At 71.9% G+C, this 15,056-nt stretch carries 13 protein-coding genes; 4 read left to right on the forward strand and 9 right to left on the reverse strand.

Annotated elements, in window-relative coordinates; genetic code table 11:
- Window positions 1–145: 145 nt before the first annotated feature.
- The 4 genes from FHS13_RS04270 to FHS13_RS04285 form a co-directional block, all read right to left on the reverse strand.
- Window positions 146–781 carry a PH domain-containing protein gene (locus FHS13_RS04270; protein ID WP_184287745.1) on the reverse strand — a complete coding sequence of 212 codons (636 nt, stop codon included), beginning with the start codon at window positions 779–781 and terminating at the stop codon, window positions 146–148.
- Window positions 781–1,878: an adenosine deaminase gene (locus tag FHS13_RS04275; protein WP_184287750.1), complete on the reverse strand. Its 1,098-nt coding sequence runs from the start codon at window positions 1,876–1,878 to the stop codon at window positions 781–783. Before FHS13_RS04275 ends, FHS13_RS04270 begins: the two co-directional genes overlap by 1 nt.
- 113 nt (window positions 1,879–1,991) lie before the next feature.
- The gene (locus tag FHS13_RS04280; protein WP_184287753.1) at window positions 1,992–3,233 is read right to left on the reverse strand and encodes a M20 family metallopeptidase; all 1,242 of its coding nucleotides are present in this window, start codon (window positions 3,231–3,233) and stop codon (window positions 1,992–1,994) included.
- A 31-nt stretch (window positions 3,234–3,264) separates the two neighbouring features.
- Window positions 3,265–4,434, reverse strand: coding sequence for a glutamate--cysteine ligase (locus tag FHS13_RS04285; protein WP_184287756.1), 1,170 nt, complete (start codon window positions 4,432–4,434; stop codon window positions 3,265–3,267).
- Window positions 4,435–4,738: 304 nt separating this feature from the next.
- Here FHS13_RS04285 and FHS13_RS04290 point away from each other — a divergent pair, with 304 nt between their 5' ends.
- Together FHS13_RS04290 and FHS13_RS04295 are read left to right on the forward strand one after the other, a co-directional pair.
- Window positions 4,739–5,860 carry a galactokinase family protein gene (locus FHS13_RS04290; protein WP_184287759.1) on the forward strand — a complete coding sequence of 374 codons (1,122 nt, stop codon included), beginning with the start codon at window positions 4,739–4,741 and terminating at the stop codon, window positions 5,858–5,860.
- A 157-nt stretch (window positions 5,861–6,017) separates the two neighbouring features.
- The gene (locus tag FHS13_RS04295) at window positions 6,018–7,295 is read left to right on the forward strand and encodes an LCP family protein (protein ID WP_184287762.1); all 1,278 of its coding nucleotides are present in this window, start codon (window positions 6,018–6,020) and stop codon (window positions 7,293–7,295) included.
- 490 nt (window positions 7,296–7,785) lie between these two features.
- Here the strand turns inward: FHS13_RS04295 and FHS13_RS04300 are convergent, their stop codons facing one another.
- Both FHS13_RS04300 and FHS13_RS04305 read right to left on the reverse strand, forming a co-directional pair.
- The gene (locus tag FHS13_RS04300; RefSeq protein ID WP_184287765.1) at window positions 7,786–9,003 is read right to left on the reverse strand and encodes an NADP-dependent isocitrate dehydrogenase; all 1,218 of its coding nucleotides are present in this window, start codon (window positions 9,001–9,003) and stop codon (window positions 7,786–7,788) included.
- Between the two features lie 184 nt (window positions 9,004–9,187).
- Window positions 9,188–9,517: a DUF3017 domain-containing protein gene (locus FHS13_RS04305; protein ID WP_246404506.1), complete on the reverse strand. Its 330-nt coding sequence runs from the start codon at window positions 9,515–9,517 to the stop codon at window positions 9,188–9,190.
- A gap of 409 nt (window positions 9,518–9,926) precedes the next feature.
- Between FHS13_RS04305 and FHS13_RS04310 the strand changes: the two genes are divergently transcribed.
- Window positions 9,927–10,532, forward strand: a complete 606-nt coding sequence (locus FHS13_RS04310) for an FHA domain-containing protein (protein ID WP_184287767.1) — start codon at window positions 9,927–9,929, stop codon at window positions 10,530–10,532.
- Window positions 10,533–11,162: 630 nt separating this feature from the next.
- On the opposite strand, the gene FHS13_RS04315 is transcribed toward FHS13_RS04310, so the two are convergent.
- The 3 genes from FHS13_RS04315 to purN are packed head-to-tail and all read right to left on the reverse strand — an operon-like array spanning window position 11,163 to window position 14,235.
- Window positions 11,163–12,008 carry a bifunctional methylenetetrahydrofolate dehydrogenase/methenyltetrahydrofolate cyclohydrolase gene (locus FHS13_RS04315; RefSeq protein WP_184287770.1) on the reverse strand — a complete coding sequence of 282 codons (846 nt, stop codon included), beginning with the start codon at window positions 12,006–12,008 and terminating at the stop codon, window positions 11,163–11,165.
- A 26-nt stretch (window positions 12,009–12,034) separates the two neighbouring features.
- Window positions 12,035–13,603 (reverse strand): bifunctional phosphoribosylaminoimidazolecarboxamide formyltransferase/IMP cyclohydrolase, encoded by a 1,569-nt coding sequence (gene purH / locus FHS13_RS04320; protein ID WP_184287773.1) that lies wholly within the window; start codon window positions 13,601–13,603, stop codon window positions 12,035–12,037.
- A complete protein-coding gene (purN, locus tag FHS13_RS04325) occupies window positions 13,600–14,235 on the reverse strand; it encodes a phosphoribosylglycinamide formyltransferase (RefSeq protein WP_184288013.1) in 636 nt (211 codons plus the stop codon). The genes purH and purN overlap by 4 nt, the downstream gene beginning before the upstream one ends.
- Window positions 14,236–14,552: 317 nt before the next feature.
- Between purN and FHS13_RS04330 the strand changes: the two genes are divergently transcribed.
- Window positions 14,553–14,945 (forward strand): DUF4190 domain-containing protein, encoded by a 393-nt coding sequence (locus FHS13_RS04330; RefSeq protein ID WP_184287775.1) that lies wholly within the window; start codon window positions 14,553–14,555, stop codon window positions 14,943–14,945.
- The last annotated feature ends 111 nt before the right edge of the window (window positions 14,946–15,056 follow it).

Here is a 15,056-nt window from a genome sequence, read left to right on the forward strand (position 1 = left end):
CGGAGGGCCATCCGCGCGAAGCCGACCCGCCCGGAACCTTTTCCTTAGGCATGCCTTACCTAAGCAGAACCTGAATCCTCCGTCAAGCCCGGACACGGAAAAGGCCGGACCCGGCCAGGGCCGGGTCCGGCTTCGGGGACACCTCTCAGAACAGCAGGAACGCCGCCGCCGGCAGCACCACGGCGGCGGTGAGGAGGACGATGACCTCGAGGGGGACCATCGTCTGCGGCCGGTCCTGCGCACCGAGCGCCGCGGGCCCGGCCTCACCGACGTCCTTGACCGGACCGCTGAGGGGGCGGGCCTTGTGGCGCTCGGCGTCCCGGCGCAGCTGGTGGGCGGCCAGCTCCACCGGCCGCATCTGCTCGGGCTCGACGTCGTCCTCGGGGTCCGCGAGGCCGCTCTCGCGGCGCAGGTTCTCGCGGACCCGCTGCCGCTTGGTCTCGCGCAGCGGCCAGGAGCGCACGATCCGCTCGGGCGTGTGCACGCGCAGGACGTCGACCACGTCGACCCACAGCACGGCCGACCAGGGGACGAACGTCTCCCGCAGCGGGTTGACCACCCGCAACCCGCGCTCGGTGACCGCCACGCGCGGCCGCAGCCACACCAGGTACACCAGGGCGACGCTCGCCAGCAGCACGGAGCCGTAGGTCGCCACCTGGGCCCCCTCACCGCGCAGGAGGAGGTCGATCAGGAGCAGGACCGCGACGGCGATCCAGGCGATCGCCAGCAGGCGGGACCGCCGGGAGTAGTGGACGGTCGGGGTTCCTTCCGCGGTCGCCATCAGCCGGCCGTCCACTTGAGCTGGGCGAACCCCGGCTTGATGACGCCGTTGATGAGTGCCAGCCGCTCGTCGAAGGGCAGGAACGCCGACTTCATGGCGTTGACCGTGAACCACTGCAGGTCGTCCCAGTCGTACCCGAAGGCCTCGGAGAGCTTGGCGAACTCCTGCGACAGGGTGGTACCGCTCTGGAGGCGGTTGTCGGTGTTGACCGTCACCCGGAAGCGCAGGTCGCGCAGCTGCCCGATCGGGTGCTCGGCGATCGACAGCGCGGCACCGGTCTGCACGTTGGAGCTGGGGCACATCTCCAGCGGCACCCGCTTGTCGCGCACGTACTGGGCCAGGCGGCCCAGCCGCGGCACCCCGTCCTCGCCGACCTCGATGTCGTCGATGATGCGCACGCCGTGGCCGAGCCGGTCGCAGCCGCACCACTGGAGGGCCTCCCAGATGGAAGGGAGCCCGAACGCCTCACCGGCGTGGATCGTGAAGTGGAAGTTCTCCCGGCGCAGGTACTCGAAGGCGTCCAGGTGCCGGGTGGGCGGGTTGCCGGCCTCGGCGCCCGCGATGTCGAAACCGACGACGCCCGCGTCCCGGTAGCGGACCGCCAGCTCCGCGATCTCCGAGGAGCGCGCGGCGTGCCGCATGGCGGTGACCAGCTGTCCCGTGCGGATCCTGCGCCCCGCGTCGGCGGCCCGCTTCTCCCCCAGCTCCAGGCCCTCCTGGACGGCCTCGACGACCTCCTCCAGGGTCAGGCCCCCCTCCAGGTGCTGTTCGGGGGCGTAGCGCTGCTCGGCGTAGACCACGCCGTCGGCGGCCAGGTCCTCGGCCGCCTCGGCGGCGACGCGCACCAGGGCGTCGCGGGTCTGCATGACCGCCGTGGTGTGCGCGAAGGTCTCCAGGTAGCGTTCCAGCGAACCGGAGTCGGAGGCGTCCCGGAACCAGCGGCCCAGTTCCTCCGCGTCGTAGGTGGGCAGTCCCTCGTAGCCGGCCTCCCGTGCCAGCTCCACGACGGTGGCCGGGCGCAGCCCGCCGTCCAGGTGGTCGTGCAGGAGCACCTTCGGTGCCCGCCTGATCTGCTCAGAGGTGAGTGGCTGCTTCATGTATCTCAGAATGCCACCCGGAACCCGCCGGCCCGCCATCCGAGCACGGAGTTGACACACATCCGGCAGGAGACGCCTCCGGTCGCGGCCCCCGCGCGGTCCGCCCGAGGGGTTCAGGCGAGGGCCTGCTCCTCGGCCTCCTCCCGGGTACGGGCCCGGCCGTCGGCGTCCAGGGCGGTGAGCGCGGTGGTCACCATGACCCTGGTGCCCACCCCGATCGCGCGCTCGTCGACGTCGAAGGTGCCGCGGTGCAGGTCCAGCATGGGCCCGTCCCAGTCCGGCGAGTGGGTGCCCAGGCGCGCCAGCGCGCCGGGAACGTGCTCCAGGTACCAGGCGAAGTCCTCGCCGCCCAGGCTCTGCGGGGTGGGCGCTGCCGCGTCCGGACCGAGCGCCAGGCCGACCGCCTCGCGCATGATGTCGACGCTGGTCTCCTCGTTGATGGTGGGTGGGACGCCGCGCTTGTAGGTGACCTCGGCCTCGGCGCCGTAGTCGGAGGCGACCGACTCCACCAGCCCCTTGACGATGTCGGGAGCGGCGTGCCAGGCCTCGTCGTTCAGGCAGCGGATGGTGCCCTCCGCCACGGCGTCGTCCGGAATGACGTTGGGTGCGGAGCCCGCGCTGATGCGGCCCCAGACCAGGGAGAAGCCCGCCCGCGGATCGATCCGGCGCGACAGCACGGCAGGCAGCTCGGTGACGACCTTGCCCAGTGCGTAGACGAGGTCGGCGGTCAGGTGGGGGCGCGCGGTGTGCCCTCCGGGGCCCGACAGGCGCACCGCGATCTGGTCGCAGGCCGCGGTGATGCCGCCGGTGCGCAGGCCGACCCGGCCGACCGTCAGGCGGGGGTCGCAGTGCAGGGCGAAGACGCGGTCCACTCCGTCCATCGCCCCGAAGTTGACGACCTCCACGGCGCCGCCGGGCAGTTCCTCGGCAGGCTGGAAGATGAGCCGGACCCTGCCGGGCAGGGCACCGGCCCGGTCCTGCTGGGCGAGGAAGACCCCCGCGGCCAGCAGGACCGCGGTGTGGACGTCGTGCCCGCAGGCGTGAGCCGTCCCGGGGACGGTGGAGCGGTAGGGGACGTCCTTCTCGTCGGTGAGGGGGAGTGCGTCGATGTCTGCGCGCAGGGCGACGGTGGGGCCGCCCCCGGAGCCGATGTCGCAGATCAGGCCGGTGCCGGCCGGCAGCTCCTTGGGGGTCAGACCGGCCTCGCGCAGGTACGCGGCGATACGGCCGGTGGTGCGGTGCTCGGCGAAGGCGAGTTCGGGGTGCATGTGCAGGTCGCGGCGGAAGCCGATGAAGTCCCGCTCACGGCGCGTCAGAAAAGCCGTCAACTGTTCCGGCAGGTCATGTCCCTGCATGCGAGGGTCCCCTTTTCGCTTCGCTCATGTCCTAGCGCGGGCCGGCTCCGCTCCGGGTGCCGTCCCCTGCGCGGGCGGGGCCTGCGTCGAGCTCGGCGACCAGCATGTCGACGACGTCGTCGAGTGATCCGCCGTCGGCGACGACCGCGCGCTGCCGCTCGTAGGACGCGCCCTTGTCCAGGGTCTCGGAGACCAGGTCCAGGTCCTCGGCACAGCCCAGGCGGGTCGCGACCGGCGTGAGCTCGCGGACCAACTCCCGGAGGTCGTCACGGATCGGAACGGTGGTTCCGCGCGCGTCCGTGATGACACTCGCGTCGAGCCCGTAGCGGGTGGCGCGCCACTTGTTGTCCCTCACCACCCAGGACGGCGGGCTGGGCAGTCCGTACCCGCGGTCGAGCTGGTGATCGAACAGCTCCACCAGGCTCTGGGAGAGCGCGGCGGCCATTCCCACCTCGCGCAGGGTGGGAATCCCGTCGAACATCCGGATCTCGATGGTTCCGAAGTCCGGGTGCGGCCGGATGTCCCACCACACTTCCTTGATAGAGGCGATGGTACCCGCACGGAGGAGGGTTTCGAGGTATTCCTCGAAAGCCGCCCAGTCACGCAGGTGCGGCGGCGGCCCCGCGGTGGGCAGGGACCCGAAGACCACCGACCTCGCCGAGGCCAGCCCGGTGTCCTCCCCGCCCCAGTACGGGCTGGACGCGGTCAGGGCAAGGAAGTGCGGGAGGTACTGCGTGAGCGCGTTGACGATGGGGATGGCCTTGTCCCTGTTGCGCACACCGACGTGGACGTGCACCCCGAAGGTGAGGATGCGCCGGGCGATCCACTGCATCTGGTCGACCAGTTCGCGGTAGCGCACCCCGGGGCTGAGCTCCTGGTCCCGCCAGCTGTCCAGCGGATGGGTGCCCGAGCAGGTGAGCGTGGTCCCCCAGGGGGCGAGGACGTCGCGCATGCGGTCGATGCTGCGGGCGAGATCGGCCTTGGCCTCGCCGACGGTGTCGCAGATCCCGGTGACGACCTCCACCTGGGACTGCATGAGCTCGTGGCGCAGCGGCGGCGCGTCCTGGTCGCTGAGCTCGGGAAGTTCGGAGAGAAGCTTCTGCGCCTCCTGCTTCAGGCGACGGCTGCGGCGGTCGACGAGCTGGAGCTCCCACTCCACGCCGATCGTCGCTCGTTCGGACGACTTGAATGCGGTTCCCATCTACCCTCCGAGGGGTGTTTGCCGGCCATGGCTCGGTCGGCGCACCGACGTTCCCGGTCAACCGGGACACGGGAGGACTACCCTCCTGACAGCGCGTACATACGGGATAACCAGACCTTCTGGAACCTTTTCGGGACGGCCTTCTCCTTTCACGCCTCACGGTTGGCACCACGGCGCATCAGCCACTCGCCCCCTTCCTCCGTGCCCTCCGGCCCGGAAGGCCGCCGAGTGGCCAGGGCGCACACAGGGCGCTCAGGGGCACGGGCAGACTGGAGGGACGGACGGACCGGAAGGGGACGGTGGCGTGGGGGGCGCGGGAGCACGGGTGCGTGCTGTGCTGGGGGTTCGGTCGGCGGGGCCCCGGGGGGAGTGGCCGGCGGAGGCACCGGACCCCGGCACCCTGTCGGAGCGCTTCGCCGCCCGCCACGGCAGCTCCCCCGCAGGGGTCTGGCACGCGCCCGGGCGGTTGGCGCTCATGGGCGAGCACACCGCGGCCTCGGGCGGCGCCGGGCTGTACGCGGCCCTGCCCTGGGGCGTGACGGCCGCGGTCGGCCCGGCCCCCGGCCCGGAGGTGGACGTGGCGACGGTGCGGGGCCCCCTCCGCTCCCGGGTCCCGGCGGCGCGCGCGGTCGCCGCGGCCGTGGCCGCCGCGCGCCGCAGAGGCGCTCTGGGGGCCGACCAGGGGCTGCGCGTGGTGCTGGGGTCCGATCTTCCCGAACACGCCTCCCTGGGTTTCACGGGCGCCGTGGGGGCGGCCGTCTCCCTCGCGCTGGCCGACATGGCCGGGGGCCCGCCCCCGGAGGGGGACACCGTCGACCAGCGGGTGGCTCTGGCAGCCCGGCCGGGCTGCGCCGTCCGGGTGAACCTGCGGACGTGGGGGACCACGGTCCTGCCGTTCGACCCGGCCGCCGACGGCCTGTGCCTGCTCGTGGTGGACACCGGCGCCCTGCCCAGGCGGGACCCGCGCCCGCGGCACACCTCGGAGCTGGAGCGCGCACAGGAGACCCTGGGGCCCCTGCGGTCGGTGCGCGACCTGCCGGGGGCCCTGCGCCAGATCCCGGCACCGGGAGCGCGCCGCCGGGTGGAGTTCGCGGTGACGGAGGTGCACCGGCTCAACGCCGCGGTGGGGCTGCTGCGCGCCGAGCGCTTCGGCGATGTCGGTCCGGTGCTGTCGGCGTCCCACCTGTCCCTGCGCCGCACCGGACTGCCACTGCCGGAGGTGGAGGTCGCCGTCGAGGCCGCCTCCCGCGCGGGGGCCCGCGGCGTCCGCCTGTCCGGCTGGGCCGGGACCGCCCTCGCCCTGGCCGCGCGGGAACGGGTGGACCGGGTCCGCGAGGCCCTGGTCAGGGAGTTCACCGCCCGCGACCGGACACCGCCGCGTGTACGCGCCGCCGTTCCCTCGGCCGGGGCGCACCGCCTGCGCTGACGGTCCGCGCGGCCGCGAGGCGGTGTCTCTTCCGCCCTTCTCCTCGGAAAAGGGGACACTCCGGTTCCGCTCGGGCGAACCTCGCTACGCTTTCTGCGATCCAACAGGGTGTTGGCGGCGACGAAGCACTTCACGCGCTGAGCGGATGGGCGATGCAATGGCAGACCGACGGAACCGGGGCGACTCCTCCCCGAGCGGTGAGCACGACAGGCAGGGCGTGTTCCGGCGCGCGGGCGACCCCGACAAGCCCGACGCGTTCGAGAAGCTGTACCGGCCCCGGGAGTCCGAGCAGAAGGTCCTCGGGGAGACGCGGCGCCTGCCTCCGGCGGAGGAGGTGCCGCCCCGTACGCGCCGGGAGCGCCGGACCCACTACTCGGGGCGCGAGTACGACGGCAGCGGCCGCAGGACGCGGGCACGCAGGACGCGGCAGAAACTCGCCCGTACCACCGGGCGGACCGCCCTGATCGTTCTGTGCGTGTTCCTGGCCGCGGTCGTGGCGCTCCCCACCTGGTTCTACCTCTGGTCGAACTCGCGCCTGGCGCGGGTGGAGGCCATCACGGACCACGAGGGCCGTCCCGACCGCCAGCCCGGCACCGTGTACATGATCGTCGGGTCCGACAGCCGCGACGGGCTGGACGAGGAGGAGATGCGGGAGCTGGCGACCGGTTATGCCGAGGGGCGCCGCACCGACACGATCATGCTGCTCTACGTCCCCGACGGCGACGGCGAGCCCACCATCGTCAGTGTGCCCCGGGACTCCTACGTGGAACTGGCCGTCCCCGGATGGGGCCAGAACAAGATCAACGCCGCCTACGCCGACGCGGTGTGCGGCACCGGCGACGAGGGCGATGAGGTCTGCGGCGGCCCCGCGCCGCTGGTGGAGACCTTCGAGCGGGCCTCCGGTGTGCGCGTGGACCACTACGTCGAGATCGGTATGGGCGGGTTCGTGGGCATCGTGGACGCCATCGGCGGCGTGGAGCTGTGCCCCGAGGAGCCGATGGAGGACCCGAAGGCGGGGCTGGACATCGAGGCCGGCTGCCAGACGATGGACGGCGGCACCGCACTGGGCTACGTGCGCACCCGCAACTCGCCGCGCGCCGACCTGGACCGCATCGCCCGGCAGCGGGAGTTCTTCTCCGCGCTGGTGCGGAGCGCCGGTGAGCCGTCGACGCTGTACAACCCGTTCAAATCGGTCCCGCTCGTGCTGGCCGGCACCGACACCTTCACCGTCGACGAGGGCGACAAGCTGCGCCACCTGGGCACCCTGCTGCTGGCGATGCGCGGCGGAACGCAGACCACCGCGATCCCGGTGGGGAGCACGCCGACCCTGGACGGGGTGGGCTCCGTGGTGGTCTGGGACGAGGTCCGGTCGGAGGAGATGTTCGCGGCGATGCGCGAGGGCGAGCCGATCCCCGAGAGCGCCTTCCAGGAGTGACTCCGGCCGCAGGAGGCCGCACAAAGAGCGGAGGGCCCGTCGCCGAAGCGACGGGCCCTCCTTGGTGACGTTCCGTACTGTGCGCGCCTACCCCCCAGCGGGCGCACCGACGGCACGTCGGCTCATGTGGCAGAGCGGCTGCAAACCTGCTCTGGCCTGCCGGTTCTCACCGGCGTGACTCCACTGTAAGTCAAAGTTCGTGGAAGGCGCGAATCGAGGTCACGTGGCCTATGTCGCACCGACGCGCCACGGCGGTGATCCGGCTCCGCCATCTTCCCACCAGCAGGGCCTCCATGTGCACCGAACACGGAAAACTCCCCGAGAAAATCTTCTGCCGCCGTGTCCGCGAGCGCCCCCCAGGGGGTGTTTCCGGCCCTTCTGACCCGTTCCGCCTCCACATGCCGACGTCCGGCCACTCTCCCTACGGAGGGTGACCGGACGTGGCGAAGGTCTCACTCGGGGCGCCGGCTCAGAGCGCCCCGGGAAACGGTCAGGCGAGGCGCTTGGACAGGTTCTCGTCCAGAGCCGCGAGGAACTGCTCGGTGGTCAGCCACTCCTGGTCGCCGCCGACGAGCAGGGCGAGGTCCTTGGTCATCTGGCCGCCCTCGACGGTCTTGATGACGACGTCCTCGAGGGTGGTGGCGAACTCCTGGAGCTTGGGCGTGTTGTCCAGCTTGGCCCGGTGCTCCAGACCGCGGGTCCACGCGAAGATGGAGGCGATCGGGTTGGTGGAGGTCGGCTTGCCCTGCTGGTGCTGGCGGTAGTGGCGGGTCACGGTGCCGTGGGCGGCCTCGGCCTCCACGGTGCGGCCGTCGGCGGTGCGCAGCACGGAGGTCATCAGGCCCAGCGAGCCGAAGCCCTGGGCGACGGTGTCGGACTGGACGTCGCCGTCGTAGTTCTTGCAGGCCCAGACGTAGCCGCCCTCCCACTTGAGGGACGCGGCGACCATGTCGTCGATGAGGCGGTGCTCGTAGGTGAGCCCGGCGGCGGCGAACTTGTCCTTGAACTCCGTCTCGAAGACCTCCTGGAACACGTCCTTGAACATGCCGTCGTAGGCCTTGAGGATCGTGTTCTTGGTCGACATGTAGACCGGGTAGTTGCGGTCCAGGCCGTAGTTGAGGCTGGCGCGCGCGAAGTCCTCGATGGACTTGCGGAAGTTGTACATCCCCATGGCCACGCCGCCGGCCTCGGGGAAGTTGGCGACCTCGAACTCGATCGGCTCGCTGCCGTCCTCCGGGGTGTAGGTCATGGTGACCGTGCCGGGGCCGGGAACCTTGAAGTCGGTGGCCTTGTACTGGTCGCCGTGGGCGTGGCGGCCGATGATGATCGGCTTGGTCCAGCCGGGCACCAGGCGGGGCACGTTGGAGCAGATGATGGGCTCGCGGAAGACCACGCCGCCGAGGATGTTGCGGATGGTGCCGTTGGGCGAGCGCCACATCTTCTTCAGGCCGAACTCCTCGACCCGGGCCTCGTCCGGGGTGATGGTGGCGCACTTGACGCCGACCCCGTGCTCCTTGATGGCGTTGGCAGCGTCGACCGTGATCTGGTCATCGGTGCGGTCGCGCTCCTCGATGCCCAGGTCGTAGTACTTCAGGTCGATGTCGAGGTAGGGGAGGATCAGACGGTCCTTGATGAAGGACCAGATGATCCGGGTCATCTCGTCGCCGTCGAGCTCTACTACGGGGTTCTCGACCTTGATCTTGGCCATGGCTGTGTGGCTGTCCCTTCAAGTCTCCGCCACCGCCTCGTGCGGCGGTGGCGGCCTCCGGCTCGTGGCCGGAGCCGTTTCCCGCGCGCTCGGCAATACCCTGATCCCGCCCGGTCTCCGTGCTCTCCGGGGAGACGGTGGCTTGTCGGTGTCGCGGTATCTCGATGTCAAGCTTATTAGACGGCTATCCCGACAGCTGCGGCGCCACCCATGCCAGGGCGATGAGGAGCACGGCGAGGCCGACCAGGGTCACCAGATCGACCCAGCGGCGCCGGACCGCGAGCATGCCGACCCACTGCTCGGGCAGGAAGGCCCGGAACGCCGCGGCCAGGAGCAGGGCACCCGCGATGATCGCCGGTCCCCGCTTGAAGTAGGCCGCTGCCACGACGACGATCCCCGCCGCCAGCGCGGAGAGCACGAGCGCGTAGGGCACCTGTGCCAGCCAGGCGGGCTCCGCGCGCTCCTCGGCCGGCTCCCCCTGAGCGTCCGCCTCCTGCTCGCCCGTGTCCGCCAACTCCGTCAGCTCCAGACTGTCCACCGCGTCCCTGCCTGTTCGGTATCGAGCGCCAGTCTAGGGTGTGTTCCGCGGATGCCCGCCCCGCTGCGCGGCGCCCCGCCGGCTCCCACCAGTCACGGAAACGGCCCGGCTCCGCTCGGAGGGGCCGGGTGACCGTTACCACCTTCCGCCAGGGCTACAGAGGCGTATTTGCGCGACTTGTCCGTCTGTCTCCGGAGTAAGCGCGTAGAACGCACGGCAGCCGGGTAGCCCGACTGGAGATGTGAGTGCACCGGTGAGCGAGGACCACCCCCTGATGAAGCCCACTCAACGCGCAGAACCAACTCCCGTCCCCCGCCAGCAGTCCCTCTCCCACCGGCGCCCCCACAGCCACCGGCAGCGCCACCCCAGTCCGGGAGGAGTCACCGTGGACGGGCCCTATCTCCGGGTCGAGGAGAGCGGAGAGATCTGTCAGCTGACCGGCGAGGTCACCACCGTCGGCCGCGGGGCGGGGACCGACATCCGCCTCTCGGACACGAGCGTCTCGCTGCTGCACGCCGAACTGGTCCGCCGGGGCCCCTACGTCTACGTGGTCGACCTCGGGCTGTCGCGCAACGGCACCAGGGTCAACGGCCGCCCCATCGCCCGCCGGGTCCTGGAGGAGGGCGACGTGATCAGTTTCGGCAGCGCCCGCTGCCGGATCGGAGGCCTGCCCCGCGAGCAGATCAGCCCCGACGCCGACCTGCGCCGCGGCACCGCCCCCGAGCTCACCCGCCGGGAGCTGGACGTGCTCAACGCCCTGTGCCGCCCCGCCCTGTCGGAGGAGGCCTTCGTGGCCCCGGCCACGGCCCGCGACATCGCGGGGGTCCTCGTGGTCACCGAGGCCGCGGTCAAGCAGCACCTCCTGCGCCTGTACCAGAAGTTCCGCATCCCCGAGGGCCAGAACAGGCGCACCCGCCTGGCCAACGAGGTCGTCGCCCTGGGGCTGGTGCGCCCCATGCCCGCCGGCGCCGCCACCCGCCGAGCCAGCTGACCCCGCCTGTGAGGGCGCCGGCGGGGTTCTGCAGGAGCAGAGCGAACGCCCGAGGAACGAGGGCGTGAGCGCAGCGACGAAGAACCCCGCCCGAAAGGCGCCCGAACCGGGCTGAAGCGAAGCGGAAGCCCAAAGGGGTACAGGGGCGCCGGCGGGGTTCTGCAGGAGTGGAGCGAAGCGCCGGTCACCCGCAATCACAGCCGAGCCCCAGGGGGTGTGCCGTGAGGGCGCCGGCGGGGTTCTGCAGGAGCGGAGCGAACATCCGAGGAACGAGGATGTGAGCGCAGCGACGAAGAACCCCGCCCCAAAGGCGCCCGAGCAGGGGCCGAAGCGAAGCGGAGGCCCCAAAGCAAGCACAGTGAGCGCAGCGACGAAGAACCCCGCCTTGAGGGGCGCCCGAACAAGGGGGCTTCGGCCGTAGGCCGTCCGTTGAGGGTGGTGGCGGGCGACGGGTGGGCCGAAGCGAAGCGGAGGCCCCAAAGCAAACACAGTGAGGGCGCCGGCGGGGTTCTGCAGGAGTGGAGCGAACATCCGAGGCACGAGGATGTGAGCGCAGCGACGAAGAACCCCGCCCCCAAGGCGCCCGAACCGGGGCCGAAGCGAAGCGGAGGCCCCAAGGCAAGCACAGCCCTACTGGCGTTCGGCGGCCTCCACCACGTTGACCAGCAGCATCGCGCGGGTCATCGGGCCCACGCCGCCCGGGTTGGGCGACAGGAAGCCGGCGACCTCGGCGACGTCGGGGGCGACGTCGCCGACCAGTCCGGCGTCGGTGCGCGAGACACCGACGTCCAGGACGGCCGCGCCGGGGCGGACCATGTCCTTGGTGATCAGCCCGGGCACACCCGCGCCCGCGATGACGATGTCGGCGCGCCGGGTGTGCTCGGCCAGGTCCCGGGTGCCGGTGTGGCACAGCGTGACGGTGGCGTTCTCCGAGCGGCGGGTCAGCAGCAGGCCCAGCGGGCGGCCCACGGTGACACCGCGCCCGACCACGACCACCTCGGCGCCCTTGAGGGGGACGTCGTAGCGGGAGAGCAGCTCCACGATGCCGCGCGGGGTGCACGGCAGCGGAGCCTCCTGCATCAGCACCAGCTTGCCCAGGTTGGAGGGCTGGAGGCCGTCGGCGTCCTTGGCCGGGTCGATCAGGCCGAGGACCCGGTTCTCGTCCAGGCCGCGGGGCAGCGGCAGCTGCACGATGTAGCCGGTGCAGGCCGGGTCCTCGTTCAGCTCGCGGACGGCCTGCTCCACGTCCTCCTGGGTGGCGTCCTGGGGCAGGTCGCGGCGGATGCTGGCGATGCCCACCTGGGCGCAGTCGCGGTGCTTCCCGCGCACGTAGGAGTGGCTGCCGGGGTCGTCGCCCACCAGCACGGTGCCCAGGCCGGGGGTGATCCCCCGCTCCTTGAGCCGGGCCACCCGCCCGGCGAGCTCCTCGCGGATGGACCCGGCGACGGCCTTGCCGTCGAGAACGGTCGCGCTCATGCTTTGCTCCTCGTCCGTCTTGGGACTCAGTGGAAGAAGTGGCGGGTGCCGGTGAGGTACATGGTCACGCCGGCGGCCTCGGCCGCGGCGACGACCTCCTCGTCGCGCACGGAACCGCCCGGCTGGACGACCGCCCGTACGCCGGCCTCGGTGAGGATCTCCAGGCCGTCGGGGAAGGGGAAGAAGGCGTCGCTGGCGGCCACGGATCCGTCCACTCGCCCGCCCGCGCGCGTGACCGCCAGGCGGGCGGAGTCGACGCGGTTGACCTGGCCCATGCCCACGCCCACCGTGGCGCCGCCGGAGGCGAGCAGGATGGCGTTGGACTTGACGGCGCGCACCGCCCGCCAGGCGAAGGCCAGGTCGGCCAGGACCGCCTTGTCGGCGGGCTCACCGGTGGCCAGGGTCCAGTTGGCGGGGTCGTCGCCCTCGGCGTCGACGAGGTCGACCGACTGGACGAGCAGGCCGCCGCTGATCTGGCGGGTCTCCACGCGTGCGGCGGAGGGCGCGTCCTTCACCACGAGGAGGCGGATGTTCTTCTTGCGGGTGAGGATCTCGACGGCCTCGGGGGCGAAGCCCGGGGCGACGACGACCTCGGTGAAGATCTCGGCGATCTGTCCGGCGAGCTCGGCACCCACGGGGCGGTTGGTGGCGATCACACCGCCGAAGGCCGACACGGGGTCGCAGGCGTGGGCCTTGCGGTGGGCCTCGGCGTTGTCGGCGCCCACGGCGATGCCGCACGGGTTGGCGTGCTTGATGATCGCCACGCACGGCTCGTCGAAGTCGGAGGCGGCGCGCAGGGCGGCGTCGGCGTCGACGTAGTTGTTGTACGACATGGCCTTGCCGTGCAGCTGCTCGGCCCCGGCCAGGCCGTGCGGGGCGGCGCCGTCGACGGTGTACAGGGCGGCCCGCTGGTGCGGGTTCTCGCCGTAGCGCAGGACGTCCTTGCGGGTGTGGACGGCGGCGCGGAAGTCGGGCCAGGCGGTCTCTGCCGCGGTCTCGTCGGGGGCGTAGGTGCCGGCGAACCACTCGGCGACCGCGGCGTCGTAGCCCGCGGTGTGGCGGAAGGCGAGGGCGGCCAGGCGCTTGCGCTCGGCCAGGTCGAAGCCGCCGGCGCGCACGGCCTCCAGGACCGAGCCGTAGGCGGCCGGGTCGACGACGACCGCGACGCTGGAGTGGTTCTTGGCGGAGGCGCGCACCATGGCGGGGCCGCCGATGTCGATCTTCTCGATGCAGTCGGCCTCGGAGGCGCCGGAGGCGACGGTGTCTCCGAAGGGGTAGAGGTTGACCACGACCAGGTCGAAGGGGGCGATGCCCAGTTCCTGGATCCGGGCGGTGTGCTCGGGGTTGTTCTGGTCGGCGAGGAGGCCGGCGTGCACGGACGGGTGCAGGGTCTTGACCCGGCCCTCCATGATCTCGGGGAAGCCGGTGACGTCCTCCACGGGGGTGACGGGGACGCCCGCGTCACGCAGCCGCGAGGCGGTGGAGCCGGTGGAGACGATCTCCACCCCGGCCTCGGCCAGTCCCCTGCCCAGGTCGTCGAGGCCGGTCTTGTCGTACACGCTGATCAGCGCACGCCTGATGGCCTGCTGTGTCACCGGTTCTCCTTCGGGTCGGTCGCATCCGCGACGCTTCGCGCCGTGCGGCCGAACCGCACGTGCCTGCCGTCGATGGTCCAGCCCTCGCGGCAGAGGCGGCCGACGTTGTCGACCAGCATCTGGCGCTCCACGGCCTTGATGCGCTCGTGGAGGCTGGACTCGTCGTCGTCGTCCTCGACGGGGACCGCCGTCTGGGCGATGACCGGCCCGGAGTCGACGCCCTCGTCGAGGAAGTGGATGGTGGTGCCGGTGATGCGGACACCGTGGGCGAGCGCGTCGCGTACCGCGTGCGCGCCGGGGAAGGAGGGGAGGAGCGCGGGGTGGATGTTCACCGCGGGGTACTTGCCGACGACCTCGGGGCCGAGGATGCGCATGAACCCCGCGGAGACGACGAGGTCGGGCGCGTACTCGGAAATACGCTCGGCCAGGTCCGCGTTCCACGTGGAGCGGTCGGTGTAGTCGCGGAAGGGTACGACGAAGGTCGGTACACCGGCGGCCTCGGCCAGCTCGATGCCGCGGGTTCCTCTGCGGTCTGCGCCGACGGCGGCGACGCGGACCCCGTAGGCAGGGTCTCGGGCCGCCTCCAGGAGGGCGGCCATGTTGCTGCCCGTGCCCGATATGAGGACCACCACTCGCGCGGACAATGCTTCTCCCATGCGTTAGAGAACAGTGCGGGAGTCCTCCTCCCGCTCCGGGGGCACCGGGGGACGGCGCAGCATCCGGATTTCGCGTGCACCTGGTACAGACGCCAGGCACGGGGTCTGTCGACCCGTCCGCGTCACCACCTTATCGGGCCGGGTAGCGTCGACCCCACGGGGAGTCGGGCGTCGGCAGCCGGGGGTCGGCCCCCGGGGACCCGACCCGGCCCCGAGATTTGTGACAGCGGGCGCGCTCCGTCCAGGAACAGCGCACCTCGGCGCCCGGGAGGGCGCCCCCGAAGGAGTGAACCTTGACCGACAACCACCCGGACCCGCGTTCCCAGGAGGAACCTCCCCGCATCGAACGAGGAGGCCTGTGGGGCCTCTTCCTCGGGCTCGCCGGACTGCTGCTGCCTCCCTACGGGGTCGTGCTGTCCGCGTTCGGGCTGGTGCAGGGGGCGCGGGCCCGGCGCGCCGCGCGTCAGAACCGCTCCGAGGCCCCGCTCGCCCTGATGAGCATGGCGGTGGGGGTGGCGGGCCTCGTGGTGTCCGTCGCCATGCTCGCCGTGGTCATGGTCTTCCAGGAGCAGCTGCTGGAGTACCGGGACTGCTCGGCTCTCGCGCACACCGTGACCAGCCAGAAGGCCTGTGACGAGGCATGGCTGGAGGGGACCGCGGTTCCCACCTGGGCCGTCGGCAGCTGACGGGCGCCCTTCCGGGGCGGCGGGGTGCTCCCGCCGCCCTTTTTCGTGTCCGGAGCCGCACACGGCTGTTTCGCCAGGTGTCAGACACCACCCAAGCGACTACACTTAGTG

The organism is Nocardiopsis algeriensis, assembly GCF_014203695.1.
GTDB classification, from domain to species: Bacteria; Actinomycetota; Actinomycetes; order Streptosporangiales; family Streptosporangiaceae; genus Nocardiopsis; species Nocardiopsis algeriensis.